A 26,707-nucleotide genomic window follows, 5' to 3' on the forward strand; every position below is an offset into this window, starting at 1 on the left:
CGCGTCACAACAGCTCATCCCACACCGGGTGGAAGTACCTGGGGTGAGCGCTGCGTAGCTCGCGCCAGTGCTGCTTTCGGTGCTCCGCCGGCGCGGTGCCGATCCGGCGGCTCGGGCGATCTCCGGCCGCCGCCCACGCCAGGTGCACCAGCGGGAGCACGGCCGAACCGCGCCGGGCCTTGCCCAGCTCCGCCCCGGCGCCGGTGACGACTCTCGACAACCCCGCCGAATAGGCGTACCTGACGGGTTCGTAGATCGCCGCGTTGAAGTACACGAACGGATCCGGCGCCTCGTCGTCGAGGCGCCCGAAGTCCGTCACGTACAGCCGGTCATGCCAGCGGCACATGACTCCGGTGCCGACGACACGACCCCGCACACGGCACAGCACGGCCAACGACGAGGCATCTCCCAGTGCGGACGAGTACGCCGAGAGGCGTCGCGTGACCGCGTCCACGCTGTACGCCATCCCGTGCTTGGCCCTCACGTTCACGATCATCGGCGCGATGGTCGTGATGGCTTCACGGAGGGGGACGGTCTCGGTCGCACAGGTCCTGGCGAAGTGCCCCACCTCCCTGCGGACGCTGGTGCGTGTGTTCCGGGGCAGCGTCGCCAGGTAGTCGTCGAAGTCCGCACCGGGGAGCTCCAGTTCGGTCTGCGCGACGCTCGCCAATCGGTGGTGATCTCCGTCGCCGCTGACCGCAGCGAGGTCGCTCCACGCGGAGGCGTCGAGGAACAGGAAAAAGGTGTACGGGAGCCCGCGCTCGACGGCGACGGCGCAGGCGGCCTCCCGAAGTGCGCGCAGGACCACTGTCCTGGTCGAACCCGGCAGGGTGCGGTCCACGATGAGCCGCGTACTGAATCCCGCACAGGAGCCGGCCAGTAGGCCCAGCCGGCCCCCGAGCGAACCCGCGGCGTGCGGAAGGTCCTGGAAGTGGAGTTCCGGCCAGTACAGGTAGTCACCACGGCTGGGGAGTGAGTCATAGAGGGGAAGGGCGCCGAGGATTCGAGGGTGCCCGAGTTGCCGGGCGATCAGGTACGTGACGGGCCCGTCACCGGATCGCTCGAGAGCCTGCAGCCACGCACGGCTCTGGAACATGTCCCGCGGGTCGGCGACGTCATTCCACACACGCCCGGCGACGTCGCCCAGCGAGGGCACGCGCTCGACAGTCACGAGCTCCGGCACTTCTGGTGTCCTGTCCGGAATTCTCTGATGCGTCATCGGCACACGGCATTCACGCGGTCAGCCGGCCCCCGTGATGGAGCCATTCGAGCAAGTCCGGCTCCGCGAGCTCGGCTACCCGACGGTCGTAGTGTGCTCGGTCCTCGGCGGTGAGGAACTGCTGCCATTGGCCCGACTTACCGCTGCGGAAAAAGCGTTTGTGATCGCGGATGTAGCCCAGTTGCTCGTCGGGTGCGAGTTCGGTCGCGCGATTGCGCATCTGCTGGAACGTGGCGGCCTCGACCAGTTCCGGCCACTTTCTCTCGTCGATCTCGATGTCGAGCCGTTCGGCGAGCCGTCGCATCTGGCCGGCGAGGTCGTCGGACAGGTCGGCGTAGTGCAGCAGGATGACGTTCGGGTCCGCGCGGCGCATCCAGGCGCGGCTCTGTGTCCAGATCAGCGCACGCAGCGAGTCGAGGTTGACGTACGGCGAGTCGTCGTTGTCCGCCCAACGTAACAAGTACGTCCGTTCGTCGAGGAGGTCCCTCTCGTCGTGATCGTCGATCGGGGCTTCAGCCGCCCCGTCGCCGGGGTGGGCGGCCTGGTGGATCAATCGGCGAATCACGTCACGCTTGAGGTTCTTGCCGTGGCTGCGCAGGGAGATGGCGACGTCGCGCGGGTCCCGCCCCACCGTGATGTAGGTGACCCGCGGGTCAGCCGGGATGCCGTCGAGCGGAATGTGGGTCTTGATGAAACGGCGGTGCTGCTGCGCGGCCAGGTGATCCCAGACTTCCTGCTTCGGACGCACGAGCATGTCGATCCACGGTGAGAGGCTCGACAGCGGAGCGGGCAGGCGGGGCGTCTGGAAGATCAGGAGCGCGCAGATCGTCTGGGTCCAGGTGGTTCCGCATTTCGCCGGCGAATTGATGACAATATCGCCAGGCCGGAATTCGAATCCCTCCCACCGGGAACTGTCCTCCATCGGTGTGAGGTAACGGGCTGGAAGTGTCGTCATCGACGTGAGTTTAATCACCGCATGGGAGTTAAGGAAGGTATGTAATTGTTTGCGTGCGTTCCGTGACAAGAATTCCACGTCGATGGCATGGCCGAGCCGGCTGGGTGGGAACTCTTAATGCAACGAAGCCCCTGGTGGGACATGTGCCATCCCTATGGCCGCACAGGAGCGCGCACTCCTTGATGGCTCATATGAAAATGACCCGCTGTCCGGCATTCGGTGATCTCATCGTGTGATGAAGCCGTGGACGCGCACCGCGCAGGCGTTCGCCGGGCCGCCGGGGAGCGGCCGCTCACCAACCGCGCAGGGAGTAGGCGGTCACACCCTCGGGCAGGTCGGCCACGCGTGACAGCGCGCCGGTGTCGATGTTCCAGCCGAGCAGCCTGTCCTCGCTCTCGATGATCACCGTGTCCTGGCCGATCCAGCCGCGCACGGGGCAGCCGCCCTTCCCGCACCTCATGTCAGGGGCGTGGCCCCAGGGCAGGAGCAGCGTCCTGACCACCCGTCCCGTGGCGGTGTCGGCCACGACGACCACGTCGGCGCCCTCTCCCTTCTCGTAGCGGGCGAACGCGGACCTGGCGACGAGGCCGCCGCGCTGCCATCCGTGGTTGCCCAGCACGCCCACGGGCATGCTGCCCTCGTCGGTGATGTCCTGGACGTCCAGCCTCACCTCCGACCCGCCCTCCTGGATGACCGTCCAGCCCCCTTCGTCGGGCGAGACGATCCTGAGGTCGCGGGAGCCCGCGACACCCGTGAAGCCCTTGTACGGGTGCCGCCGCACCTTCCCTGTGGCCAGGTCGAGCAGGTAGCTCGCCTTCTCCTGCTCGACGAGGAGCTGCTCGCCGCGCCAGAGCACCACCTCGTTGTACCCCGGCACCGGGTAGCGTCTGGCCTGGCCGATCACGAGGTCGACGACCACCACCTCGTCCTTCTGCGGGAAGGCGGCCATCGTCCCGTCGGCGGCGAGCGAATTGGGATTCAGCGGCGTCCCGCCGTTGCCGGCCGAGTCCACGGCATCATCCAGCTTCACATCGAGAGGGATGCGGCCGCCGGATTTCATGACGTAGATCCGCCCGTCGCCGAACTCGGCCAGCGCCAGGACCGGTCCGGAGACCGCGGTCACGACGGGGAGGTCGGCCCATCTCTCCGGCAGCGCGGTCGCCAGCGTGGGCAACCGCGCCTCACCGCTGGGCGGCGGCGCTGTGTCCATGGCGGGGGCCGGCGGGATCGCCGGCGTGGGTGTGACGCTGGGATGCGCGGCGATGCCGGGCTCGACCGGCTCCGGGGACACGACGATCCCCGCCACGACGAGCGCGGTGACCGCCGCGGCCGCCGCGGCCACCGTCCACCGGCGGCGGATACGGCTCAGCGTGCCCTGCCGCCACAGCTCGCCCGCGCGGGACGACCCCTCAGGCAGAGTCTCGGCGAGATCATCGAAGAGCTCCCGCAGCCTCTGGTCCGTCATATCAGCACCTCTTCCAGCTCGGGAGCGACCTCGCGCAACCGCTTCAGCGCCGCGTGCGTCTGGCTCTTCACCGTTCCGGACGAGACCCGGAGGATCGCGGCGACCTCCCCGACGGGCAGGTCCTCGTAGAAGCGCAGCACCAGCACCGTCCGCTGCTTCACCGGCAGCCTGGCCAGCGCGCGGGCGAACGTCACCTTCAGGTCCGATGCTCCCGAGGTGTCGTGATCCGCCTGGTCGGGTGGCTCCCCGTAGGCGAACTCCCGTCGTCTCCGCCACCTGGACGCCACGTCCCTGTACAGGATGGCACGCACGTAGCCGGCCGGGTCGGTGTGCACTTTCGACCAGCGGCGCGCCAGTTTGATCAGGGCATCCTGGAGCACGTCCTCGGCCAGATGCCTGTCACCGCTGATGAGGATGGCGGCACGCAGCAGCCGCGGGTGCCAGGCGGCGACGAAAGCCTCGAACGCCTCGGAATCCGTCATATAAACAAGACGTCCGAGCGGGGGTGAACGGTTGGGGCGTTTGCGAAATCCACCGTTTTCCCGGAAATTTCACGGAATCGGGTGTGGCCAGAGGAGCCAGGCGCGGCAGGGGCGGCGTGGCCAGGGCCGACCACCCGCCGGAGGCCCCACGTGTAGTCTCGTTGTCGATCCATGACCCGCCCCGAACCCTCGGGAGGCGCGGTGCGGGCCCGGATCGACGACAGCCCGCGCTCCTACTCCTTGATCGACAGCCGCTGGACGTCGGTGTCGTCGAGCTTGACGGTGTTCTCCGGCATGGCCGAATAGGTGCCCGCCGAGGTGACGACGTACTTGGCCTGCTCCGGGTTGAGCAGCGAGGCCGGCGAGTCGGGATAGGTCTCCAGGAAGAGCATGTAGGTGACGCCCGACTTCAACGGCGTCGTGTCCGCCTCCTCGTAGGTCACGCCGTCGAGGGTGCCGCCGAGCTCCTTCACCTGGATGACCTGGCCGACCCGGGCGAGCCCCTTGTGCACCTTGAGGATCTCGACCGAACTGACCGTCATGACGGTGGGCGGGCCCGCGGGCGGGGTCGCGCCGTCGGGCGTGGCTCCGGCGTTCGGGTTCAGCTGAGGGTCGGTCTCGGTGCCGTCGTCCTCAGGTTCGACCTCGGTCATGACCCGTTTGAGCCCGGTCAGCCGGCCCTCGATCACCAGCTTCGAGCCGGCGAACAGCGCGTCGGCGCTGTCGTAGGCCGGGTAGTCGGCCTCGTACAGGACCGTCTTGTCCTCCGCCGAGCACGCGGACAGGAACAGCGCGGCCAGGGCGACCACGCCGAGCCGCCGTATTGCAGCCTTCATCGGCTTCGACTCCGTTCTTCTCGTGGATATCGTCGATCGAAGCCCGATCAGTAATAGGCGTTGACGTCCGCGACGTCGTGCGCCTGCGGTTTGGTCATCGAGTCGCGGTTTCTGCCTCTGTTCATGATGGAGGTGGTGCTGTTGTGCGCGAGATTCAGCGCGTGGCCGAACTCGTGAACGAGGACACCCGTCACGTAGTTGGAGAAGTTGTTCGCGTCCCGGTTGATGGTGCGCGTGTTCAGTTTGATGTACAGGCAGCTGTCGCCGCACCTGGTGTAGTGCCCGTACCAGGTGTTCCGGTACGACTTCACGGTGATCGTGGAGCCGGAGTTCCGGTTCTTGTAGAGATCGGCGGGGGAGGAGGTGGCGTTCCAGTTGGCCAGCGCCTTGTTCATCGGCTTCTGCCAGGTGCTGTTGTAGTTGTAGGGGTAGATGCCGATGCGGGCGATGAGCTGGCCGGTCCCGTTCCAGTGCGCGTACGCGGGGGTCGCGCCGACGCTCACGCAGAGGACCCCGGCAAGAGCCACGGCCAGCAGTCGCGATGCTTTCCCTTTCGCGCTCCTGGCGCGCATGTCGGACGATGCCATGTATCCACTCCGATTCTTTTCGGGCAGCGCGGAACAGCATGACGGAGGAAGTGATGCGGAGGCCGGCGGCCGTGCTCGCACAAGCGGCCGGTGCGGTACGGAGATTACCTAGACGAAAACACCGTGACGATGAACCGCGTTACGTCGGCGGAAAGCGCTTCAACGCTGCGACGTTACTCGACGCGCCGTTATACGCACAAGATCAACGCAGAGTTCCGGAAACCACTGTCTGCGTGATGTCGCCCGCGCTGACCAAAAGTTGCCGAACGCCGTCGTGCAGTCGGCGAGCGCCTGCTGCAACACCACGGCTGACACCTCGCCCAGCCACGCCCGACCGGGGCGTTTCTTCGCCTCAGTGATGACCTGGCGCGACAGCTCAGCGTCGCTTCGGTCCGCCCGGAGGCGAATCGGCTGCTCTCGCCCCGCTACGCGGGACGGTCGGCTTCACTCCCGGGCTGAAGCCCGGAGGACTGCCGACAATTCTGGTAGCCGAGTTGCTTGGGCTGCCGGGCCTCCCAGGTCGGGTACGCGGCGGCGGCCAGGGCGGCCGGCCAGGCGAGCAGGGCGGACCGCGGCGTAGCGGCGGCCGGAGGAGAGGGACGCGACCGGCCAGGGCAGGATCTCGGGCACGCGTCTGCCCGTGTCGTCCGGAAGCCGCTTGGCCCGGGGGTGCTCCGCGCAGGTCTGGGGCTCCAGGAGGGCGGGGAGCAACTCGTGACCGTACCCGTGGTGCGCATGGTCAGGGAGCGTGACGACCCGCGACAACCGCGAGGTCACACAGTGCGCGCACGCGAGCACGGCCATCCGCCCTCCCACGCCGCGACCTTCCGATGATTCTTGGCCGACAGTATGATCCGGCCCTTTTCCGGTGCGGATCAGATATCGTCGCTCGCGCACATCGGCAAGTCCGTGGACGATCGGGAGACTTCATGCGCGCGGTTCGTTCCATCGCGGCAGCGGCCCTTACCCTCCTTCTCACCTGTGCGGCCGCCCCCTGGCCGGCCACCGCCTCCACGGCCACCGGCTCCACGGCCTCCACGGCCGCCCTGCCGGGCGGCAAGGCGACCTATGTCGTCTCGCAAGGACATCTGGAGGCCGGGTCCAGCCAGAACTGGGTACGACTCGGCAGCTACCGCTTCGCCCCCGACGGCACGGTGACCGCGGCCCTGTATCTGTGGTGGCAGCGCCATCCCGAGGCCAGGCAGCGCACCGGCACCACCCCCGACTCCGGCTGCACCACCAAGGCCGGCGGTTCCCAGTCGCGCCCGCGTACCTGCGAGGTGCTCACCGCCGGAGGCTTCACCGGCGCCCCCGACGAGAACCGCACCGGCACGTACACCGTGTCCGGTGACGTGGTGAGCATCCGGTGGAACATCGGGCAGACGTGGACCGAGCAGTGGTCCGTGCGGTCCTCGCCCGACGGCAGGCTCGCTCGTCTGGACCTCAAGCACAGCACGCTGGCCACCCACGGTTACGGGTACGGCAGCAACGCGGCGCTCGGCACCCGGCGCGCGATGAGCTCGGTGAAGGCGTTCCCCGGCGCGCTCAGGCAGGACCTGGCGAGCTCGGCGGGCGGCAAGATCGTCACCTCCACCGGTCAGAAGTTCGCCCATTCCTCCTTCCGCGCCTGCGCCACCACCACCTGGTGCCTGACCTACCTGCAGCCGTCGTCCGCGGGCGCCTGCCAGAAGTCGGGCGGCTGCCCCAACTACGGGGGCGGCACGAAGGCGAACGTCAGCTCCATCCAGTACTACCTCACCAAGATCTCCAACACCGATCGTCGTGACACGTTGTGGCACTGGTGCACCTGTCTGGCGATGGAGCGCGGCGAGTTCTGCTACACCGGCAACTCCCACGTCAAACCGCTCATGCAGATCATCGACGACAAGGGCGCCTTCCGCGGGTGGGTCGGCGCCGAAGCGTCCTTCTCGACCGGCAGCTCCAGGGCCGCGGACATGCTGGCGGTGTTCCGCATCAGCGACTTCCGCTGACCCGGCCGGCCGCCCCGGCGGGGATCATCCTTCCACGATGCGCCCCACGAGCAGCGGGCGGCCGAGCATGCCCGGCGTGAACGGCACCCCGGTCACCTTGGCCGCCAGGGCGAAGCCTCTGGGCACGGCGGTGCCGCAGTTGGCATCCCAGGCGGTGTGCCAGGCGGCCTCGCCCTCCGGCTCGTCCAGCCCCATGCCCAGCTCCCGCATGAAGCCGTTGAGCCGGTCAGGGTCGGAGCCGTAACGCTCGTACGGGTGCCGCAGCCGGTAGCCGGTGACGATCGTGCCGTCGATCGCGTACTCGAAACTGTGCTCGGCGGCGTAGTCGTGCCGGGTGACCGCCAGCACCTCGCAGCCCCGCGACAGCTCCGTCACCACCTCGTGGAGCGTGACCATCCAGCCGTTGGGCTCGATGGCCACGCACCACTCTCCGGCCTGGAAGACGCCGATGTAGCCACCGCCGTCCCCGCCTTCCGTCTCGTCGACGAACTCGTACGACTTCTCGTCGAGTCCGTCGAAGTCCGACTCCTCGCCGGAGTCCTCGCCGCGGCTGAAGCGGCGCACCACCTCCGCCGGGTCGAGCCCGCGGAAGAAGGCCACGCTGAAGATCACGCCCAGCGGGCCGCCGCCGTCGTCCTCGGACACGTTGAGCCACTGGAACGGGGCCAAGGGATCGGTTGCCGTCATGCGGGCCATGCTGGCAGGCCGCACCGACAGTCAGCCGGGACCGGGGCGGCGGCGCGGGGTTGTCAGGTGTGCGGGCAGGTGTCGCGGTACTCCTCGATGGCGCTGCTCCGGGGCGCCGGGCAGAGGAACGGCTCATAACGCGTGTCGTCGTCCACGAACCGCTTCAGCCAGGCGACCATGTACTTCCCGGTCGTGGTGTTGGCCGTCAGCGGGAACAGGTGACTGGCGCCGTTGAGCTCCAGGTACGCCTTCTCCGACGCGGCCGGGATGCTCTCGTAGAACGGCTGGGAGTGGGTCGCGACCGGGGCGACCGAGTCGTTCTCGGCTCCGATGATCAGGGTCGGCACCCGTACGCCCGACCAGTTCTTGGTCAGGTTCCACGGCGCCAGCGGGATCGCCGCCTGGAGCTGCGGACGGTCCTCGGCCGCCTCCAGCGACCCTCCGCCGCCCATCGAGTGGCCCGCGACGGCGAGCCGGGAGGCGTCGACGCGGCTGCGGACCGCCGCCGGGCTGTCCTGCACCAGGTAGTCCAGCGCGGCCAGGAGCTGGCGGCCCCGGCTGGCGGGCTGGTCGGTGCGGGTGATGGTGTCGATGCCGATCACCACGAACCCGTGGGAGGCGATCCGCGGGCCGAGCCAGGAGATGCTGGACCACGAGGCGGAGTATCCGGGGGAGATGGCGACCGCGCCGAACGTTCCCTGGCTGGTGTCGTTGGGATAGTAGATCCGCCCCCCGCCGAAGCCGCTCACGCTCAGCGGCGAGACCGCCTGCTCGGAGGTCGTGAACGGGCCGCGGCTCGCTTCGAGGACGGCGTCGGTGGGGTTGGGCCCGCGCTCGTAGGGGCCGGCGGCCTGAGCGGCGGAGTGGACGGCGGAGTGGGCGGCCGGTGCGATGGTGAGGGCGCCGCCTGACAGGGCGAGGGCCGTGGCCAGGGTGAGCTTGGTGAGGGTTCTCACAGCGGGGAGAGAGAGGAGCACGGACACGTCGGGGACTCCGTTCGCTGGGGGGTAACCGCGTTCCGTCGACATTGTCAGGGCCACCGGTCAACGCCGCATCGGTGGAATCGCCGGTCTCGGGCTCACCCGAGCAGGCGTACGAGCTCGACGCGGGAGCGCACCCCCAGCTTGACGAAGACGTTCCTCAGGTGGTGGTCGATGGTGCGCGGGCTGAGGAACAGCCGCGCGGCGACCTCCCGGTTGGTCGCGCCCTCCGCGACCAGCCGGGCGATCTGCAACTGCTGCGCGGTGAGCACCTGCTCAGGAGCCCCTGCGACGGGGGCGGGGGTGACGGTCTCGCCGGAGGCGCGCAGCTCCTCACGCGCCCGCTCCGACCACAGCCGCGCGCCGAACCGCTCGAACGTCTCCAGCGCGCCGTGCAGGTGCTCCCTGGCCGCGCCGGGCCGGCGCTGCCTGCGCAGGGCTCCGCCGTACAGCAACTGGGTGCGGGCCGTCTCGAACCTGCACAGACCCTGCCGGTGCAGCTCCAGAGCCTCCTGGAACAGCTGGTCGGCGTCGGTGTGCGCGGCCAGCAGGGCGCGGCAGCGCGCCACGAGTGCGAGCCGGTCGGGGCTGCGGGTGCTGCCGGCCCAGCGGTCCAGGACCCGCAGCGCGGCCGCCGCCCGCTTCCTGTCGCCCGTACGGGCCGCCGCCTCGACGAACTGGGGGCTGGCCATGACGCGGATGACGACGTGGTCGTTGCCGCGATGGCCGCGGAGCCTGGCCGCCGCGTCGGCGGGGCGTCCCGCGGCCAGGTCGAGGTGGGCCAGCGCCCAGTTGCCGAGCGTCGTGGTGATGCCCAGGCCGTGGGCGTCGGCCAGGTCGATGGCGGCGTGGGCGTGGTCGCGGCAGCTCTGCGCGTCGCCCTGGACCGCCGCCGTCAGCGCCAGCCAGGCCAGGTGCTGGGCGGCGGTGTTGAGCTGACCCGCGGCCCGGGCCAGCCGCAGCCCCTCCGCGGCGTGGGCGGCGACGGAGGAGTAGTGGCCCAGCGAGAAGTGCGCCTGGATCATCGACTCCAGCAGCCGGGGCATGACGGAGACCGCGCCGCGCTGCCGGGCCGTGTCGACGGCCCGGCTCGACAGTTCGAGCGCCGCGGCGTCCTCACCGAGCAGCAGGCTGGCGACGCACGCCCAGGCGAGCTTCGCCGGGCTCCGCACGGCCGGCGCCAGCTCCACGACCCTGCGCAGCGGCGCGGCGGCGTCCTCGTGCCGGCCGCTGAACGTCGCCGCCATCCCGTCCAGGTACTCGAACATGAGCTGCGCCGCCGGGCAGTCGTCCGCGCGCCGCAGCACCGCGGCCTGCTCGGCGATGGCCAGGAACGTCCGGATGTCGCCGGCCCGGTAGCTCGCCTCCGCGGCGTGGACCAGCGTCTTGACCCCGGCGACCCGGTCGCCTTCCAGCAGGTGCGCGGCCGCGGCCAGCAGCTTGCCGCAGGCGCTGCCCGCCTGCCCGCTGACCAGCTCCAGCCGTCCGCGCATCACCTCGGCCCGGGCGTGTGACGTCTCCGGCACGACGGGGCCGCGCAGCCGGGCCAGCAGAGACGCGGCCCGCCGCGGTTCGCCGGCCGTCCACGCGTGGTGGGCCGCCGCGGCGAGCCACTCCGCCCTGCGCTCCACCTGCCCGCTGAGCTCGGCGGCCCGCTCCAACGCGAGCGAGGGCCCGGGGTGGCTCCCGAGACGGTCTCCGGGGTGGCCGTGGTGCGGGACGGCGGTGGCGGCGGCCGCCAGCTCGGCGGCCAGCCGTTCGGGCGGACCGTCGAGCGCGGCGGCGCGGTGCCACGCCCGGGCCAGCCGGTCGTGCTCCCGGCCGAGCAGGTCCGCGAGGAGGCGGTGGGCGTCCCGCCTTCGGGCGAGAGGCGCTTCGGCGTACGTGACGGCACGCAGCAGGTCGTCGGCGAAGACGTACCGATCGCCTTCGGTGCGCACCACGCCGGCCCGCTCGGCGGGCGCGAGCACGGCCGGCGCGTCCGCGGGCCCGGCGGCCCGGATCAGCGTCGCCGTGTCGAGCGGCGGGTGCGCGGCGAGCAGCAGGAGCAGGAACCGGGTGCCGTCCGGCAGGTCCACCAGGCGGTCGGCGTGAGCGCGGTGCAGCCGTCCCCCGGCCGGCACCCCGTCGGGCGGCGCGGCCAGGCCCGCCACCTGGTCGGCGGTCAGCGACTCGGCGAGCTCGCGCAGGGCGAGCGGGTTGCCGCGGGCGACCCGGTCCAGCCCGGCGAACAGGTCGTCCGAGACCCTGCCGGGCAGCAGCTCGTCGGCCAGCGCGCGGCTCGCCGCCCGGTCCAGGGGGCCCAGGACAAGCGCGGGAACGTCGTCGGGCAGGCCGGCGTCCCCCCACCTCCCCAACGGCGCCCCGCACGGCCCCCCGGACGGTGCCGCGAACAGCATCGCGATCCGCTCGCCCGTGAGCCTCCTGGCCGCGAATCCCAGCACCCCGAGGCTGGCCTCGTCGAGCAGGTGCACGTCGTCGACGCGGACCAGCACCGGCTCCGTCGCGGCCAGCCCGCGCAGGAACTCCAGGAACGCGGCCGGCACCGCCATCCCGCCGTCGTCCACCCCCAGCCTGAGCGCCCGGGTCAGCACACGCGACTCCACCAGGTCCGCGACCGGGCTCAGCAGCGCGTGCAGGCCGGCCAGCGACAGCCGCGTCTCCTGGCGGATCCCGGACGCGCGCAGCACGGTGAAGCCGTCCGCCAGCGTGACGGCGAGGTCCAGCACGGCGGTCTTGCCGATTCCCGGCGGGCCGAGCAACGCCAGCGCGCCGCCGTCACCGTGACGCGCCCTGCCCAGGAGCCTTCGTACGGCGTCCTCCTCCGCGGCGCGTCCGCGCAGGGCGGCGGGTTGCGGGGAGGCGGGTGGCGGAGAGGCGGATGGGGGAGTGGCGGGGCAGGCGGCTGACATGACCAGAGTGTTACGCGGACCTGTCCGCCGATAAAGGCCCGCCATGCAAGCCGGCATGGGACCGGTGATGTCGCCGATGCCGCCACCCCGGGCGACCATTTCGTGGCGGGGCCCATCGCGATGCTGAACGGCTTCGAGTCTCTTGCCTCCTGAACGCGAAATCTACATTGTAAAGGCGGCCGCTGAGGTCAAGACCCCGGCAACCTCATCCAGGACATGCACCGGAGGCGTGTACGGCACCCGCAGGTGACGGGTGAGACCGGCGTCGGCGGCGAAGCGCGGGCCGGGGGCGAGCTCGACCCCGCGCTCACGGGCTCGTTCGACGACGGTGTCCGCCCGCGCGGAGGTGAGGCGGAGCCACAGGGCGAGCCCGCCGGGCGGCACCGCGAACGACCATCGGTCGGAGCCGGCCAGCAGGCCGCTGAGATGGTCACGTTGCCTGCGCAGCTCGGCGCGGCGGGCATCGAGCACGGGCTCCATGTCGTCCAGCAGCTCGACGGCGGTCAGCTGCTGCATGGGCGCGGGGGTCAGCGGGCCGCACAGGTGGTGGCCGAGCAGCTCGCCGACGAGCGCGGTGGAGGCGCGGATCCAGCCGATGCGCAGGCCGCCCCACAACGCCTTGCTTGCCGACCCCAGCAGGACCGAGCCCCGGATGCGTGGCGCACCGGGGCGTCCGGGACCGCGAAGGTCCGGGCCGCGCAGGTCCGCGTCGCACGTGCCGGGGACGCCAAGGTCCGGGTGGCGCAGGTCCAGGTCGCGCATGGTCTCGTCGGCGATGACCGTCACCCGGTGGCGCGTGGCCAGCTCGGCCACCGCCAGCCGGACCTCAGGGGGCATGAGCGCGCCGGTCGGATTCTGGAAGTCGGGCACCAGATAGGCCAGGCCGCCACGCGCGGCGGTGAAGGCCGCTTCGAGCTGGTCGAGGTCCCAGCCGCCGGTGGTGACCCGGCAACCGGCCAGCCGCGCCCCGGCGCCGCGTAGCACGGTGAGCGCGTCGAAGTACGTGGGCACCTCCACGGCGGCCACCCTGGGCCGCAGGTGCGCGGCGAGCAGGGTGAGCGCGGCGCGTGCGCCGCTGGTGACGAGCACCTGCTCGGGCCGGGTGGCCAGCCCCTCGCGGGTGTACCGCTCGGCGATCAGGGCGCGCAGTTCGGGCAGGCCCGGGCCTGGTTCGCCGTGTCCGGCGAGGGTCGGGGCTGCCCGGTCGAGCGCTCGCCGGGTCGCTGCCAGGTACGCCTCCCGCGGCGCGGCGGGCACGGCTCGGCGCAGATCGACGCCGGAGCCGGTCTCGCCCGTCGCGGACAGTGGCGCGATGCGCTCCACGGCGGAGGCGGGCAGCCGCATGGTGCTGGCGCTGCCGTGCCGCGTGCCGACCCAGCCGCCCTCACGCAGTCGTTCCAGCGCGGCCGTCACGGTGCCCCGGCTCACGCCGAGGGCGGTGGCGAGCCGGCGTTCGGCGGGCAGCTCGCCTCCCGGCCGTACCCGGCCGTCGAGCACCGCGTCCCGCAGCGCGCTCGCCAGCGCGCCGCTGAGCGTGGCGTCCGGCCGCCGCCAGGGGCCCAGGGCGCGTACCAGCTGCTCGTCACTCATTCGCACTGGTCCAGTTTGCCGGTATTGGACCAGGCGCTCGCCGTCGCCCCCGGCGTACCGTCGTGCCTGTCCGCACGGCGACCGCGTACGACGCGCGGGCAGAAAGACGTACTGGGACAGAACGGAGATCGACGTGTTCACGGGACTTGCCGCCGACCGGGACGAGCTGCCCGCCCTGCTGGAGCGCGTCCGGCGGCACGCCGAGGCGCTGCTGGGCGCCCTCGACGAGCGGGAGGTCGTCCCCGCGGCACCCGCTCCCGGCGCGGTGAAGCTGCCGGCCCGCGGGGCGGGGACGCGGGCGGCGCTGGAGGAGTTCGCCCGCCGCTGGGAGCCCGGCCTGTCGAGCAGCGCGGGCCCGCGCTACCTCGGGTTCGTGACGGGCGGCGTGACCCCCGCGGCGCTGGCCGGCGACTGGCTGACCGCCACCTGGGACCAGAACGCCAACTCCTCCCTGGACGACACCGGCCAGGCTCTCGAACGTGAGACGCTCGGCTGGCTGCGAGAGCTGTTCGGGCTGTCCGGCGCGCACCACGGCACGTTCGTCAGCGGCGCCACCATGTCGAACGCCGTCGGCCTGGCCATCGCCCGTGAGTGGCTGGGGGAGCGGCGCGGCGTCTCACCCGCCGAGGAGGGGGCGGCCGCCCTGGGGCCGGTGCGGGTGCTGTCCGGCAGCCCGCACTCCAGCGTCGCCAAGGGGCTGTCCATCCTGGGGCTGGGCCGGCGGGCGCTGGTGCGGGTGCCGGTGCTGCCCGGCCGGGAGGCGGTGGACCCGGCCGCGCTGGAGGAGGCGCTGCGGGAGAGCGACGGGCCGTGCGTCGTGGTCGCCAACGCCGGGACCGTCAACACCGTCGACTTCGACGACCTGCGCGCCCTCGCCGCGCTCCGTGAGCGCTACGGCTTCTGGCTGCACGTGGACGCCGCCTTCGGGGGCTTCGCCGCCCTGTCGCCGGAGCACGCGCACCTGGTGGACGGGCTGGACCTGGCCGACTCCGTCTGCGTGGACCTGCACAAGTGGCTGAACGTCCCCTACGACAGCGCCGTGCAGTTCACCCGCCGCCGCGACCTGCAGGCGGCCGTGTTCCAGAACGCGGCGGCCTACCTGGGGCCGCTCGGCGACGAGCCGGACACGGTCCACCTCACCCCGGAGAACTCCCACCGCCTGCGCGCCCTGGCCGCCTGGTTCACGCTCAACGCCTACGGGAGGGACGGCCATCGGGAGATCGTCGAGCGCTGCGTGGCCTGCGCCCGCGCGCTCGGCGAGGCCGTCGGCGACCTGCCCGGCCTGCGCCTGCTGGCGCCCGTCCGGCTGAACGTCGTCTGCTTCACCCTGGCCGCCGACCCCACCGCCGAGCGGCTCGCGGACCTGGCCGGACGGCTGGCGCGCGACGTCTTCGTCACGCCCACGGTGTACGACGGGGTGCCGGCGCTGCGGGCCGCGTTCAGCAACTGGCGCACGACGGACGCCGACGTGCGCCGGATCGTCACCGCGTTGCAGCAGGCGCTGCGCTGAGACCGGGCGCGCGGCCCCCGGTCATCGCCGGGCGGCGGCCGCGAACAAGGCCTCCGCCTCGGCGACCGCCCGCGTGAGGGCTTCGGGCTCCGGTCGCAGCCCGGCCACGATCGCGTCGACGCCGCGCAGACCGGCCCTCAGCAGGAGCCGCTTCTCGTTGGTGACCCACTCGCCGCGCTCAGCCAGCACCGCGTGGGCCTCCTGCATGGCGGCGGTGGCCAGCGCGCCCGCCACCTCGGTGACCTGGCCACGCGGCGCGTACGCGGCTCCGGCGTACCGGAGGGTCATGGCCGCCCGGCCCCGCCACACCGGCGGCGCGGCCGCGCGCAGCGCCCGCGGATAGTCCGGGCGCGGCAGCGTGCCGCGCAGGACCCGGTTGACGGCGAGTTCGGCGGCCACCAGGTAGCTGGGGATGCCCGCGAGGTGGAACATCAGCGGCTCCCAGTGGAAGCGGCCCCGCCGGGCCTCGGCGAGTTCGCGCTCGACGACGTCGAGGTCACGGTAGTGGACGTCGACGCGCCGGCCCTCGATCGTGAGCCAGGCGCCGCCGTTGAAGACGCCGCCGCCCCAGCCGCCGATCTCGGAGACCTCGCCCTCCCAGCCGACGGCGCGCAGGCCGGCCGGGTCGAACCCGCCCCGGTAGTAGACGGCCAGGTCCCAGTCGCTGTCGGGGGTGTGGGTGCCTTCGGCGCGCGAGCCGCCGAGAGACACGGCGCGGACGGCGGGCAGGGCGGCGAGCCGGTCCGCGACGTGGTCGAGAAACGTGTCATCGGTCATGGGAATCCGATCGTGGCAAGGGGACGACGGGTGTCACTCCCAGGTGGCCGACTCGGGGTCGACGCCGTGGGCCTCGGCGTTGGCGAAGATCACGTCGCGCAGCCAGACGGTCAGGCCGGGCGTGAACGCGTCGTAGAACGCGGTGAACCCGGGATCGGCGGTGTACCTCCGCCCCAGGCACACGTGCATCGCGTGGGTGCAGTCGAAGTACCGCGCGATCAAGGCGCGGTGCCGCTCCGCGAGGGCGTAGGCCTCGCCGGACCCGGGTGCGACACCGGCGCGGGCGGCGGCGGCGAGGTCGGCGTGCAGGGCGTTGCCCGAGGCCACGACCTCCCTCCAGTCGTCCGGCGTCATCGTGGCGGCCCGCTCGGCGTACTGCGCCCACTGCGCGGTGTCGCCCCAACGGGCCCCGGCCTCCTCGGCCCAGCCGGGCTGCCAGTCGTCGCCGAAGATCTCGGCCTGCTGCCGCGGCGTCAGCCGTATCCCGGTGTCCGACGCCTCGATCATGCGATCGACCGCGCCGAGCATCTGCTGCAGGCGGGAGATGCGCTCCACGAGCTGTGACCGTTGCCGGCGCAGGTGCTCGCGCGCGTCGGCCTCCGGGTCGTCGAGGATCCGGCCGATCTCGGCGAGGGGGAACCCGAGCTCCCGGTAGACCAGGACCCGGTGGATCCGGGCGACGTCGTCGTCCGAGTACACCCGGTATCCCGCCCAGGTGCGTCCGCTCGGGCACACGAGGCCGATGGTGTCCCAGTGGTGCAGGGTCTTCACGCTGACGCCGACGAGCGCGGCCGTCCGGCCGACGGTGAGGCCGTCTGGGCCGGCCCATTCCTGCCGCTGGGCGTCGGTGGTCACCGGCTCAGTATCGCGCACCTCCCGCCGGCCGGGGGTTCCGGCCGGTCAGCGGCGGACGTCTCCGGCGAGGAACGGCAGCACCCGGGCGAGCACGTCGGCGGACCTGTCCCAGCCGCCCTTGTGGTCGGCGTCCGGCAGGGAGAAGAAGCCCGCGCCCGCGCGTTCGGCGAACATGCGCATCGGCTCGTGCCAGGGGTCGGCCGTCCCCGCGTACATCAGGGTCGGCACCCCGGAGGCCGCCAGCTCGGCGGCCAGACCGGGCTCGCGGGAGAAGGCGTCGTAGTTGGCGCGGAAGGCGCCGAGGTCCCCGGCGTCGATCAGCGCGGCCTGGTAGGGGTCGGTGCGAGCCCCCTGCTTGACGATCTCGTACGCGTCGACGTCGGCGGGCAGGCCGAGCTGCCGGATGGCCTGGTCCACCGCGGAGCGGAAGCCGCCGACGGGATCGTAGGCGCCGGCGACCAGGCACGTCAGGCGCTCGGGGGCGTGCGCGGCGACGGCGTAGCCGGTCATGGCCCCCAGCGAGTACCCCCAGAACGCGGCCCGGCCGGCGCCGACGTCGTCGAGCACGGCGGTGACGTGCTCGACCCGGCGCCGCAGGGCGTAGGCGCCGATCTCGCGCGGGGCGTCGCTCGCTCCCAGCCCCAGCGGGTCGATGGCGATCACCGTGTGGGTGGCGGCCAGGACCTGGGTGTAGCCGCTGTGGGCCCAGTGCCCGCCGTCCTGGAACATGCCCGGGTGCAGCACGACCGGCGGGCCGTCCCCGGTCACCCCGTACGAGATCTTGAAACCGTTGCTGCGGGCGATGGGCACCTGCTGCCCCTTTCCGTGGTTCATGAGCAGGATCGTTACGAGTTGTAACGGGCTTCATCCTGGAGCATGATCGAACGGTCCGGAAGGAGGCACTTTCTTGTCGCAACGGAACACCGCGGTAACACACCAGCTCACGACGCCCACCGGCGCGCCCCCGCCCGAGGAGTGCCCGCTGCCCGAGGTCCTGGCCCTGATCGGGGACAAGTGGAGTGCCCAGGTGCTGGTCGAGCTCGGCGAGGGACCGCGCCGGTTCACCCAGTTGGAGCGGGCGATCGAGGGCATCAGCCGCCGGATGCTGACCGTGAGCCTGCGCAACCTGGAACGCAACGGACTCGTCACCCGCACCGTCTATCCCGACGCCCCGCCGCGCGTGGAGTACGCCACCACGTCCCTGGCCGAGGAGATTCGCGCCCCCCTGGAGGCGCTGGCGACCTGGGCCCGCCACGCCGGGCCGGTCATCACCGCGGCGCGTCACGCCTACGACAGCCGCCGCTGACGACCCTCCGGGGAACGGCCCCGGTGAACCTGGGGCGGAGTCGCGCCCGCCACTGCCGCTCGAACGCGGGTGCCCCGTCAGTCGCCCGGCGTCCTCGCCCCGGTCAGGGCCATGAACTCCTGGCGCGAGCGGGGATCGTCACGCAGGGTCCCCACCAGGCGAGAGGTGACGGTGCGCGAGCCGACGGCCTGGACGCCCCGCAGGGACATGCACAGGTGCTCCGCTTCGAGGATCACGCCGACGCCCTTGGGCCGCAGGCTCTGGTCGAGGAAGTCGGCGATCTGGACGGTGAGGCGCTCCTGGACCTGCAGGTCGCCGGAGAAGTGCTGGACCACGCGGGCGAGCTTGGACAGGCCGACGATGCGGTCGCCGGGCAGGTAGCCGACATGGGCCAGGCCGGAGAAGGGCAGCAGGTGATGCTCGCACAGGGAGGAGAAGGGGATCCGCGTGACGAGCACCAGCTCGTCGTAGTGCTCGTCGTTGGGGAACGTCGTCAGCGTGAACGGAGCCGGGGTGAGCATCTCGGCGAAGGCGGTGGCCACGCGCCGCGGGGTGTCGCGCAGATGGGGCGAGTGCGGGTCGCGGCCCATGGCGCGCAGCAGGTCGCCGACCGCCCGCTGCGCCGCCAGGAGGTCGACCTCCGGTGCGTCCCCGGTGGGGTGGTCCAGGGGGGATCGCTCGGTCGTGGTGTCGCTGCCGTCCCAGGCCAGCACGGTCATGGCTCTCTCCTTGCTCTGCTCGGACGGTGGGAGGTCCGGTGCGCCGGCATTTTCGCCAACGCTCATGCTCAATATTCCGTCCGGCTCTATTTTAGTCAACCATCATTGGCAAAAATGCTCCGGTCGGCTACGGTGGATCTCATGGGGGCCATGCCGGGAGATCTCGAAGCGCTGGGCCTGCTGTCCGAGCCGCAGCGGGCGCGCATCTACGCGTTCCTGGCCGGCGCCGCCCATGCGTGCACCCGGCAGGAGATCTGCCAGGCCCTGGACATGGGGCGGACCCTGGTGGCCTTCCACCTGGACAAGCTCGAACAGACCGGCCTCGTCGAGGTGGTCGCCGAGGCGGCCGGTACCGGCCGCCGGGGCCGCCCCGCCCAGCGCTACCGGGCCACCGCGCGCGAGCTGAGCGCCTCCGTGCCGCCGCGCCGTTACGAGCTGCTCGCCGAGATCCTGCTGCAGGCGGCGCAGGAACACCGGCCGCCCGAACCCTTCGCCCAGGCGGCCACCCGGGTGGCGGTCCGGCGCGGCCGTGAGCTGGCCGCCGGGCATCCCGCCCCCGACGGCCTGTGGCCGCTGCTCCGCGGCCTCGGCTACGAGCCCGCCGCCGACGGCGGCACCGTGCTGCTGACCAACTGCCCGTTCCAGCGGATGCGCGCGGTGAACACGGACCTGGTCTGCTCGGTCAACGCCGCGCTGGCCCAGGGCTACCTCGACGGCCTCGGCGCGACCGGGCAGTTCACCGCCCGGCTGCGGCCCTGCCCGGACAACTGCTGCGTGCTCTTGGAGCCGGCCGCCTGACCCCGGGGCCGCCCGCTGCTCTCAGCCGTTGAGCTGGGAGTACAGGACGGCGAGGTCGGCGGAGAGGCCCGCCTTGACCTGGCGGCTCAGGTCGTCGGCGAGGATCTCGGGGGCGTCGGCCTCGATGCCGTCCAGCGCCTGCTCCGCGACGCTCTGCACGGTGGCCTTGGGAGCGTCGATGCCGGCGGTCATGTCGGTGTCGACATAGCCGACGTGCAGCCCGCTGACGTTGATGCCGCGGGGCCGCAGCGCCAGGCGCAGCGCGTTGGTCTGCGACCACAGCGCGGACTTGGACGCGCTGTAGGCCTCCACCCCGGGACTCGTGATCCAGGACAGCGCCGAGTGGATGTTGAGGATGTGGCCCCCGCCGTTGCGCTCGAGGACCGGGACGAAGGCGCGGGCGGCGAGCAGCGGCCCGTAGAAGTTGACCTCGAACTCGCGGCGGACGTCGTCGACGGGGGAGTCGAGGAACGAGGCCCCGGACGAGATCCCGGCGTTGTTGATCAGGATGTTCACGTCCGGAGTCTGGGCGGCGACCGCGTCCACGGCGGCGGGGTCGGTGACCTCCAGGGCCAGCGGGACCGCGTCCGGGTGGGTGACGGTGCGGGGGTCGCGGGCCGTCGCGTAGACCTTCGCGGCGCCGCGCTGGTAGAGCGTCTCCACCAGTGCCTTGCCGATGCCGCGGCTGCCGCCGGTGACGATGGCCACTGAGCCCTTGATGCTGGTCATGGTGTACTCCTCGCTTGGAAACCGATCGGTTTCCTCGCACTGTAAACCGTTCGGTTTCCGATAGGCAAGCCGGGATGTAGCCTTGACCTATGACCGACGCGACGCCGGCCCCGACCACCACGCCGTCCCCGGCTGCGACCACGCCGGAAACTCGCGCATCGACGCGCGCCTCCACCCGTGATCGTCTGCTCGACGCCGCGGCGGAGCTCTTCTACCGGGAGGGCGTCGGCGTGGGCATCGAGGCGTTGTGCCGTACGGCGGGGGTGTCCAAGCGCTCGATGTACCAGCTGTTCGCCAGCAAGGACGAGGTGGTGGCGGCGAGCCTGGAGCGCGCCGCGCCCGCCTACGAGGCCTATCTGCTGCCCCCCGCCGGCGACGGCCGGCCGCCGCGCGCGCGGATCATGCACGTGTTCGAACGCCTGGAGGAGGCCGCGGCGGCACCGGACTTCCGCGGCTGCCCGCTCGTGGCGGCGGCGGTGGAGGTCAAGTCGCCCGAGCACCCGGCCAGCGTGGTGGCCCGCCGGGGCAAGGACGCGCTGACCGCGTTCTTCCAGCAGGAGGCCGAGCGCGGCGGAGCCGAGAATCCCGCCTTGCTGGCCCGGCAGCTGACCATCGTGTTCGACGGGTCGAGCGCGCGGGCGGTCGTGCAGGCGTGCGGCCTCGACGGCCTCGCCGTCGCGACGGCGAGCGTCCTGCTGGACGCCGCCGGCCTGCCCGCGTGACCGGCCTGCTCCGCCGTGTCACGGAGTGGAGCGGCCGGCGACGCCCCGAGGGTGTCAGCCGGGAACGCGCACGATGAGCAGGGCGACGTCGTCGTCGTTGTCCGCCGGGCGGACGCGGTCGAGGAGCGCGTCGCCGAGGGAGGTGACGGGGCGCTGGGCCAGCGAGGCGGCGTGCCGCCTCAGCCGGGCCATCCCGTCGTCGATGGAGTGGGCGGGCGACTCGATCAGGCCATCGGTGTAGAACACCAGGGTCGACCGGGGCGGCAGCTCGATGGTGGCGTCGACACGGGGAATGCTTATGCCGGTGCCCAGCAGCAGGCCGTGCCCGGACTCCAGGAAGCGGGTGCGCCCGTCCTGCTCCACCAGGAGCGGCGGCGGATGGCCCGCGTTGGTCCAGCGCAGCCGCCATCCGCCGTCCTCCCGCGGCTCCAGCCCGGCGAACACGACGGTGGCCATCGTGGTCTCGGCCATGCGCGCCACCGCCTGGTCGAGCCGGTCCACGATCACGCTCGGCCGGTCCTGCTGCCCGCCCGCGTACGCGCGCAGCATGTTGCAGACCTGCGCCATGCCGGCCGCGGCGTCCAGGTCGTGGCCGACCACGTCGCCGATCACGAGGGCGGTCGCGCCGTCGGGCAGGACGAAGGCGTCGTACCAGTCGCCGCCGACCTGCGAGGCGTGGGGCGCGGGCCGGTAGGACGCGCTCATCTCCAGGCCGGGCACCGTCGGCAGCTGCGGCAGCAGGTGGCGCTGCATGGTCTCGGCCACCCGCCGTTGCCGCTCGTACAGGCGCGCGTTGTCCAGCGCGAGCCCCGCCCGGCGGGCGATGTCCTCGACCAGCAGGAGGTCGGCGGTGGTGAACGCCCCGGGCCGATCGGCGCGCCCCAGCGTCAGGGCCCCGACCACCTCCCGCACGCCGCGGATCGGCGCGATGCACGCGGAGTGCATGCCGGTCGCCTGGAACAGCTCCTGCTGGGCGACCGCTATGCCGGAGTCGGGAGGCCCCTGGTAGGTCTCCGGGCCGGCCAGCGTCGCGGTGACTCCGCGCAGCGCCCGCGACAAGGGCATGGGGGACTCCTGGGGTACGGGGGGCATCGGCCCCTCCAGGTCCTCATGGTGCACCAGAGCGCCGTCCTCGTAGTGCACCACGGCGGCCCGTGACACCCCGCCCTCCTCGGTGAGCAGGTCCACCACCGTCCAGTCGGCCAGCAGCGGCACGACCAGGCGCATCAGCTGACGCAGGGTCTCTTCCACATCGAGGCTCGCGGTGAGCGTCGTGGTGGTCTCCGCCAGCAGGGCCAGCCGGTCGAGCTCGGACATCGAGGCCGCCATGCCGGCCGGCTCCCGCGCGTCGGATGAGGAGGGGGCGCTCTCATGGAAGAGCACCAGCGCTCCCCGCCTGCCCTCGCCGAGCCGGCAAGTGGTGACCAACCACGAGACCGGCATCAGTACGCCGTCCCCGCGCTCGAACCACTGCTGCTCTCCCTGCGCGGTGCCGCCGGTGATGAGCGGCTGCCTCATCCTGCACCGGCTCCGCGGCAGGGGCTCGCCGTACCGTCCCCGGTGCAGCAGGTCGTGGGCGTCCCGGCCGAGCAGCTCCTCGGCGGTACGGCGCAGCAGGCGCTCGGCCTGAGGAGTGACCTCGATGATGTGGCCCCGGTCGTCCACCACGTACGCCCCCGCGTCGCAGAGATCCCGCAGCCGCCAGGGACCTCCGTCCGTCATGGTCCAGGAGCGCCCGGCGTCCTGAGCTGGCACTTCCATGGCCGGGCTCCCTCCCTCGCTGCGTCTCCTGGCCGATGGTCTCTTGTATCACCCTTTGGGTGCTTCGTGGCTCAGGGTGACCGCGATGACGTCCAGGAGAGCGGCCCGCCGTGCGGGCGCCCCCAGAACCCGGCCCTCCTGACCGCCAAGGTCGTCGAACATCTCGACCGGAGCGGCTGATCGCGTCCGTTCAGCGGTAGTTTCACCATCGTTGAGCTCTTGCTCAACGATCCGTTGAGTCTCAGGTTAACGATCGGGACGGGTGATGGAGCTCCGGGACATCGAGATCCTCCTGACGCTGGTTGAGGAGCTGCACTTCGGCCGGACGGCCGAGCGGCTGCACATCACCCCGTCCCGGGTCAGCCAGGTGATCAGCAAGCAGGAGAGGCGCATCGGCGCGACGCTGTTCGACCGCACCTCGCGCACGGTCCGCCTCACCCCGCTCGGCGAGCAGCTGGTGCATGACCGGCAGATCATGGACGGGATCGAGGCCGCCAGGAGCGCCGTCCGCGGCACCGTGGGAACGCTGACCCTGGGCACGATGGGCCCGCTGTCCCTGGAGATCGGCGGCATCCTCGACCTGTTCAAGGCCCGCCACCCAGGTGCCCGGCTGCAACACCGCGAAGTCCAGCCGCCCTCCCCGCTGGAGCGGCTCCGCTCCGGCGGGGTCGATGTCGCGTTGCTGTGGCTGCCGATCCGCGAGCCCGACCTGACCGTCGGCCGGATCACCCACACCTCTCAGGTGATGCTGATGGTCCCCGCCACCCACCTGTACGCCGGGCGCGACTCGATCTGCCTGGAAGACCTCGCCGACTGCGTCGTGGTGGGGGGCACGTCCATTCCCCCGTACATGGAGGAGACCCTCGCCCCCTTCCACACGCCGTCGGGCCGCCCCATCCGCCACGCTCCCAAGGTGTCCACCTGGCAGGAGGCGCTCACGGCCGTCTCCTCCGGCCAGGCCACCGCCGGGGTCGCGGCCGAGGCGGTTCAGTTCTACCCGTGGCCCAGCCTCGCCTTCGTGCCCATCCGCGACGCCGCCCCCTGCCGATGGGCCCTCGTGTGGCGCACCGCCGGCGAGACCTCTCTGGTCCGTGCCCTGGCCCAGGCCGCCGCCGACGTCGTCGCCGACTCGGCCGGTGGAGGCGGCGGAGGCGACAAGCGGTGGGCGCCGATGGGCGGAAGAGGTGAGGGTGTAGCGGCCCAGGGGCATCCCGGCGCCGAGCGGGTGCCGGGACGAGGCTCTCAGGCGGTGGCCGGCCAGCTGCAGGCGTGCTCCAGGCTGTCGTACGGCGGGAACCGGTCGACCAGCTGGGCGACGGTGAGCAGCCGGGCGAGGCTGCCGTGCACACCGATCAGGCGCAGCGCGCCGCCGGCGCTCTCGGCCTGAAGCTGGAGGCGGAGCAGTTCGCGCAGGGCGCCGGAGTCGCAGAAGCCGAGCCCGGCCACGTCCAGCACCACCCTGGGCCGTGCAGCCGCCAGCAGCGGCCCCAGGGCCGCGGTGAGCCGGCCGAGGGTGTGCCCGTCGAGCTCTCCCACCAGCCGGACCACGTCCACGCCGGAATGTCGTCGCACGCTGATGACCAAGGGGGTGACGATGCCGGCACGCTCCTCTGCCTGTGTCGGATGCCGTTGCCGCATACGACGACATCAGCGGGGATCGTCCTCATCGTAGCCCGGCCGGAGCGAACCACTCAGCCCTGGAAATCTCCTTTTCCGGTTGCCAAGGACGGCCCTGCCGGTGATCATGAACACTCATGACGAAAAAGATCCTTTCGAGTGTCGCCGGCATCGCTCTCGGGGCCGCCGCCCTCATCGGCAGCACCGCTTCCCCCGCGGCCGCGGTGAGCAGCTGCTCCAAGACCGCGAGCAGCGACCACTCCGTGAGCGTCAGGTGCAACAGCGGGCTTGAGACCTACTTCCGGGTCTACGGCTACTTCTGCTCCACCTCCTCCTGCTCGTACGTGCCGGGCAGCCTGGTATACGTGGGCAGTACGAGCAAGGCCACCAGCGGTGCCTACTACAGCGGCAAGTGGTACGTGAAGGGCTGCTACGTGACCAGCGGCTGCTGAGTCGTACGGGCGTGGACCTCGTCTCCCGGTCCACGCCCCCCTACAGGAACCGCTCGACCGTCCGGGCGAACTCCTCGGGGGTCACGACGGGCACGCCCAGGCTCTCGGCCTTGCCTCGCTTGGAGCCGGCCTTCTCGCCCGCCACCAGCAGCGACGTCCTGGCCGACACACTCGACGACGCCTTGCCGCCGGCGCGTTCGACCAGCTCGTTGACCTCATTGCGCGACTGGGCCTCCATCGGGCCGGTCATCGCGCCGGTGACCACGACCGACATCCCGGCCAGCGGCAGCTCGGGGCCGTCCGCCGGAGCCGTGCCAGGAGCGGCGGCCGCGGCGCCGGGCTCGGTCACAGGCACGACGCCGGGCGTACCGCCACCACCAGCGTCCTCGCAGCAGTGCGCAGCTTGTCACCCGAGCGGTGGGAGGCGAGGACGACCTCCGCAATGGCCAACCGGCGGCGACTGTCAAAATCGCTGTCCGATCACCGGAGCACGGTGATAGACATTCACCGTGGAAAAGCATCTTGAGTTCCCTGACCTGCTGCGACTGATCGATGAACGGTCGACCGCCTTCCGCGCCGCGGTCGCCGCCGCGCCCAGTCTCGACGCACAGGTGCCGACCTGCCCCGAGTGGACGCTGTTCGATCTGGTGAAGCACCTGGGTGGGGGAGACCGTTTCTGGGCCGCCATCGTCGGCGCGGGGCCTGCCGACGCTCCCCCGGCCGAGGCCACCGCTGCGCGCGCCGCTCTGGAAGTGCCGCGGGAGCGTGAGGCCCTGCTGGCCTGGCTGGCCGCGTCGACGCAGCTTCTGCTGAGCGCCCTGCGGGCGGCGGGCCCGGACGCCGGCTGCTGGGCGTGGTGGAGTGCCCTGCAGACGCCGCGGACCTCTGGCGGAGTCGCCCGGCACCGGGTCCAGGAGAGCGCGGTGCACACCTACGACGCCCAGCTCGCTGCGGGCGCCGCGCAGCCGCTGCCGACCGAGGTCGCCCTCGACGGTGTCGAGGAGTTCCTGTTCACCTGCGTCGCGACGCCCAGCGCCTGGCCGCACAAGCCCACGGCCTTCGACTTCCACACCGCCGAGGGCCGCTCCTGGCGCCTCACGGTCGACGGCGACGGCGCACGCTCCACCCGCATCCCCGCGCCCACTGCCGCGACCGGCGAGGACTCGGACGCAGCCGGCGCCTCCATCCATGGCACGGCCAGTGAGTTGATCCTCTACTTGTACGACCGTATCCAGGCCGACTCCTTGCACGTTGACGGAGACGCGGGGCTGCTCGACCTGCTCCGCGCCTGGGAGCCGGAGGAGTAGGACGTAGCGGGGGCGGTTGGCCGCGCCTCCAGCCGGTAGGACACGACTCTTCGCCAGGTTCGTCAGTCGCGGCACCGGGCTCGAACCCGCGAGCCGGCCTCGGGGCGTCACCAAGCCGACCGTCCACCTGGTCAGAGCTCACTCGGGAAGCTGTTGACGTTCTCGATCCCGAGGCTGGTCTCGGCCACAGCGACCAGATCCTTCGTCAGCAGGCTCTCAGGTTCATCTTGAGGAACCTTCGGTTCGCCTGAACTCTGGATCTCTGCGGGGTCACCAGCGTCGGCACAAAACGCGTAAGGCGGTCGCCTCGGCTGACCTTAGTGTTACGTTTCGCTCCGATGCGTCTCCCCACCCCTTCGGCAGCCGTTCGCACACTCGGTGGGCGACAGTCATGCCGGGCGGCTCGTCGCCAGGTTGTGGATGCCTGTTCTGATGCGCTCGCGTGTCATC

General features: G+C 71.8%; 25 protein-coding genes and 1 pseudogene. 8 read left to right on the forward strand and 18 right to left on the reverse strand.

Annotation, left to right across the window (positions count from 1 at the left end):
* Window positions 1-4: 4 nt before the first annotated feature.
* From AB0H64_RS35510 to AB0H64_RS35535, 6 genes are all read right to left on the reverse strand, one after another.
* The gene (locus AB0H64_RS35510; RefSeq protein ID WP_357633557.1) at window positions 5-1,183 is read right to left on the reverse strand and encodes a peptidogalycan biosysnthesis protein; all 1,179 of its coding nucleotides are present in this window, start codon (window positions 1,181-1,183) and stop codon (window positions 5-7) included.
* A 49-nt stretch (window positions 1,184-1,232) separates the two neighbouring features.
* Window positions 1,233-2,174 carry a sulfotransferase domain-containing protein gene (locus AB0H64_RS35515; RefSeq protein ID WP_357633560.1) on the reverse strand — a complete coding sequence of 314 codons (942 nt, stop codon included), beginning with the start codon at window positions 2,172-2,174 and terminating at the stop codon, window positions 1,233-1,235.
* A 292-nt stretch (window positions 2,175-2,466) separates the two neighbouring features.
* Window positions 2,467-3,639 (reverse strand): hypothetical protein, encoded by a 1,173-nt coding sequence (locus AB0H64_RS35520; RefSeq protein WP_357633562.1) that lies wholly within the window; start codon window positions 3,637-3,639, stop codon window positions 2,467-2,469.
* Window positions 3,636-4,121, reverse strand: a complete 486-nt coding sequence (locus AB0H64_RS35525; protein WP_357633565.1) for a SigE family RNA polymerase sigma factor — start codon at window positions 4,119-4,121, stop codon at window positions 3,636-3,638. The genes AB0H64_RS35520 and AB0H64_RS35525 overlap by 4 nt, the downstream gene beginning before the upstream one ends.
* A 233-nt stretch (window positions 4,122-4,354) precedes the next feature.
* A complete protein-coding gene (locus tag AB0H64_RS35530; protein WP_357633567.1) occupies window positions 4,355-4,957 on the reverse strand; it encodes a hypothetical protein in 603 nt (200 codons plus the stop codon).
* Window positions 4,958-5,004: 47 nt separating this feature from the next.
* Window positions 5,005-5,460, reverse strand: a complete 456-nt coding sequence (locus AB0H64_RS35535) for a hypothetical protein (protein WP_357633570.1) — start codon at window positions 5,458-5,460, stop codon at window positions 5,005-5,007.
* A gap of 1,013 nt (window positions 5,461-6,473) precedes the next feature.
* Here AB0H64_RS35535 and AB0H64_RS35540 point away from each other — a divergent pair.
* Window positions 6,474-7,535, forward strand: a complete 1,062-nt coding sequence (locus tag AB0H64_RS35540) for a hypothetical protein (RefSeq protein ID WP_357633572.1) — start codon at window positions 6,474-6,476, stop codon at window positions 7,533-7,535.
* 24 nt (window positions 7,536-7,559) lie between these two features.
* Here AB0H64_RS35540 and AB0H64_RS35545 read toward each other — a convergent pair whose 3' ends face one another.
* From AB0H64_RS35545 to AB0H64_RS35560, 4 genes are all read right to left on the reverse strand, one after another.
* Window positions 7,560-8,222 (reverse strand): DUF6461 domain-containing protein, encoded by a 663-nt coding sequence (locus AB0H64_RS35545; RefSeq protein WP_357633575.1) that lies wholly within the window; start codon window positions 8,220-8,222, stop codon window positions 7,560-7,562.
* A 62-nt stretch (window positions 8,223-8,284) separates the two neighbouring features.
* Window positions 8,285-9,115 carry an alpha/beta hydrolase gene (locus tag AB0H64_RS35550; RefSeq protein ID WP_357633696.1) on the reverse strand — a complete coding sequence of 277 codons (831 nt, stop codon included), beginning with the start codon at window positions 9,113-9,115 and terminating at the stop codon, window positions 8,285-8,287.
* Between the two features lie 185 nt (window positions 9,116-9,300).
* The gene (locus AB0H64_RS35555; RefSeq protein WP_357633577.1) at window positions 9,301-12,114 is read right to left on the reverse strand and encodes a LuxR C-terminal-related transcriptional regulator; all 2,814 of its coding nucleotides are present in this window, start codon (window positions 12,112-12,114) and stop codon (window positions 9,301-9,303) included.
* A 162-nt stretch (window positions 12,115-12,276) separates the two neighbouring features.
* Window positions 12,277-13,704, reverse strand: coding sequence for a PLP-dependent aminotransferase family protein (locus tag AB0H64_RS35560; protein WP_357633580.1), 1,428 nt, complete (start codon window positions 13,702-13,704; stop codon window positions 12,277-12,279).
* Between the two features lie 133 nt (window positions 13,705-13,837).
* Between AB0H64_RS35560 and AB0H64_RS35565 the strand changes: the two genes are divergently transcribed.
* Entirely contained in the window at window positions 13,838-15,214 is a 1,377-nt protein-coding gene (locus AB0H64_RS35565) for a pyridoxal-dependent decarboxylase (protein ID WP_357633583.1), read from the forward strand.
* Between the two features lie 21 nt (window positions 15,215-15,235).
* Here AB0H64_RS35565 and AB0H64_RS35570 read toward each other — a convergent pair whose 3' ends face one another.
* The 3 genes from AB0H64_RS35570 to AB0H64_RS35580 are packed head-to-tail and all read right to left on the reverse strand — an operon-like array spanning window position 15,236 to window position 17,680.
* Window positions 15,236-15,991, reverse strand: coding sequence for a nucleotidyltransferase domain-containing protein (locus AB0H64_RS35570; RefSeq protein WP_357633586.1), 756 nt, complete (start codon window positions 15,989-15,991; stop codon window positions 15,236-15,238).
* A gap of 33 nt (window positions 15,992-16,024) precedes the next feature.
* Window positions 16,025-16,846, reverse strand: coding sequence for a MerR family transcriptional regulator (locus tag AB0H64_RS35575; RefSeq protein ID WP_357633589.1), 822 nt, complete (start codon window positions 16,844-16,846; stop codon window positions 16,025-16,027).
* 45 nt (window positions 16,847-16,891) lie between these two features.
* A complete protein-coding gene (locus AB0H64_RS35580; RefSeq protein WP_357633591.1) occupies window positions 16,892-17,680 on the reverse strand; it encodes an alpha/beta hydrolase in 789 nt (262 codons plus the stop codon).
* A gap of 73 nt (window positions 17,681-17,753) precedes the next feature.
* Here AB0H64_RS35580 and AB0H64_RS35585 point away from each other — a divergent pair, with 73 nt between their 5' ends.
* Window positions 17,754-18,152, forward strand: a complete 399-nt coding sequence (locus tag AB0H64_RS35585) for a helix-turn-helix domain-containing protein (RefSeq protein WP_357633594.1) — start codon at window positions 17,754-17,756, stop codon at window positions 18,150-18,152.
* A gap of 77 nt (window positions 18,153-18,229) precedes the next feature.
* Here the strand turns inward: AB0H64_RS35585 and folE are convergent, their stop codons facing one another.
* Window positions 18,230-18,871: a GTP cyclohydrolase I gene (gene folE / locus AB0H64_RS35590; protein WP_357633596.1), complete on the reverse strand. Its 642-nt coding sequence runs from the start codon at window positions 18,869-18,871 to the stop codon at window positions 18,230-18,232.
* A 141-nt stretch (window positions 18,872-19,012) separates the two neighbouring features.
* On the opposite strand from folE, the gene AB0H64_RS35595 reads away from it, so the two are divergent.
* Window positions 19,013-19,669, forward strand: a complete 657-nt coding sequence (locus AB0H64_RS35595) for a helix-turn-helix domain-containing protein (protein ID WP_357633599.1) — start codon at window positions 19,013-19,015, stop codon at window positions 19,667-19,669.
* Window positions 19,670-19,690: 21 nt separating this feature from the next.
* On the opposite strand, the gene AB0H64_RS35600 is transcribed toward AB0H64_RS35595, so the two are convergent.
* A complete protein-coding gene (locus AB0H64_RS35600) occupies window positions 19,691-20,398 on the reverse strand; it encodes an SDR family oxidoreductase (RefSeq protein WP_357633600.1) in 708 nt (235 codons plus the stop codon).
* Window positions 20,399-20,487: 89 nt separating this feature from the next.
* Here AB0H64_RS35600 and AB0H64_RS35605 point away from each other — a divergent pair, with 89 nt between their 5' ends.
* Window positions 20,488-21,120 carry a TetR/AcrR family transcriptional regulator gene (locus AB0H64_RS35605; RefSeq protein ID WP_357633603.1) on the forward strand — a complete coding sequence of 211 codons (633 nt, stop codon included), beginning with the start codon at window positions 20,488-20,490 and terminating at the stop codon, window positions 21,118-21,120.
* A 54-nt stretch (window positions 21,121-21,174) separates the two neighbouring features.
* On the opposite strand, the gene AB0H64_RS35610 is transcribed toward AB0H64_RS35605, so the two are convergent.
* A complete protein-coding gene (locus AB0H64_RS35610) occupies window positions 21,175-22,881 on the reverse strand; it encodes a SpoIIE family protein phosphatase (RefSeq protein WP_357633604.1) in 1,707 nt (568 codons plus the stop codon).
* A 265-nt stretch (window positions 22,882-23,146) separates the two neighbouring features.
* On the opposite strand from AB0H64_RS35610, the pseudogene AB0H64_RS35615 reads away from it, so the two are divergent.
* A pseudogene (locus tag AB0H64_RS35615) lies at window positions 23,147-23,989 on the forward strand (LysR family transcriptional regulator); the annotation flags it as partial.
* A 134-nt stretch (window positions 23,990-24,123) separates the two neighbouring features.
* Here AB0H64_RS35615 and AB0H64_RS35620 read toward each other — a convergent pair.
* Window positions 24,124-24,519 carry an STAS domain-containing protein gene (locus tag AB0H64_RS35620; RefSeq protein ID WP_357633607.1) on the reverse strand — a complete coding sequence of 132 codons (396 nt, stop codon included), beginning with the start codon at window positions 24,517-24,519 and terminating at the stop codon, window positions 24,124-24,126.
* A gap of 116 nt (window positions 24,520-24,635) precedes the next feature.
* Between AB0H64_RS35620 and AB0H64_RS35625 the strand changes: the two genes are divergently transcribed.
* A complete protein-coding gene (locus AB0H64_RS35625; RefSeq protein WP_357633609.1) occupies window positions 24,636-24,950 on the forward strand; it encodes a hypothetical protein in 315 nt (104 codons plus the stop codon).
* A 40-nt stretch (window positions 24,951-24,990) separates the two neighbouring features.
* On the opposite strand, the gene AB0H64_RS35630 is transcribed toward AB0H64_RS35625, so the two are convergent.
* Window positions 24,991-25,305, reverse strand: a complete 315-nt coding sequence (locus tag AB0H64_RS35630; RefSeq protein ID WP_357633611.1) for a BRCT domain-containing protein — start codon at window positions 25,303-25,305, stop codon at window positions 24,991-24,993.
* Window positions 25,306-25,459: 154 nt separating this feature from the next.
* On the opposite strand from AB0H64_RS35630, the gene AB0H64_RS35635 reads away from it, so the two are divergent.
* Window positions 25,460-26,257 (forward strand): maleylpyruvate isomerase family mycothiol-dependent enzyme, encoded by a 798-nt coding sequence (locus AB0H64_RS35635; RefSeq protein WP_357633614.1) that lies wholly within the window; start codon window positions 25,460-25,462, stop codon window positions 26,255-26,257.
* Window positions 26,258-26,707 lie beyond the last annotated feature (450 nt).

The organism is Nonomuraea sp. NPDC050733, from assembly GCF_040654215.1.
Classification (GTDB): domain Bacteria; phylum Actinomycetota; class Actinomycetes; order Streptosporangiales; family Streptosporangiaceae; genus Nonomuraea.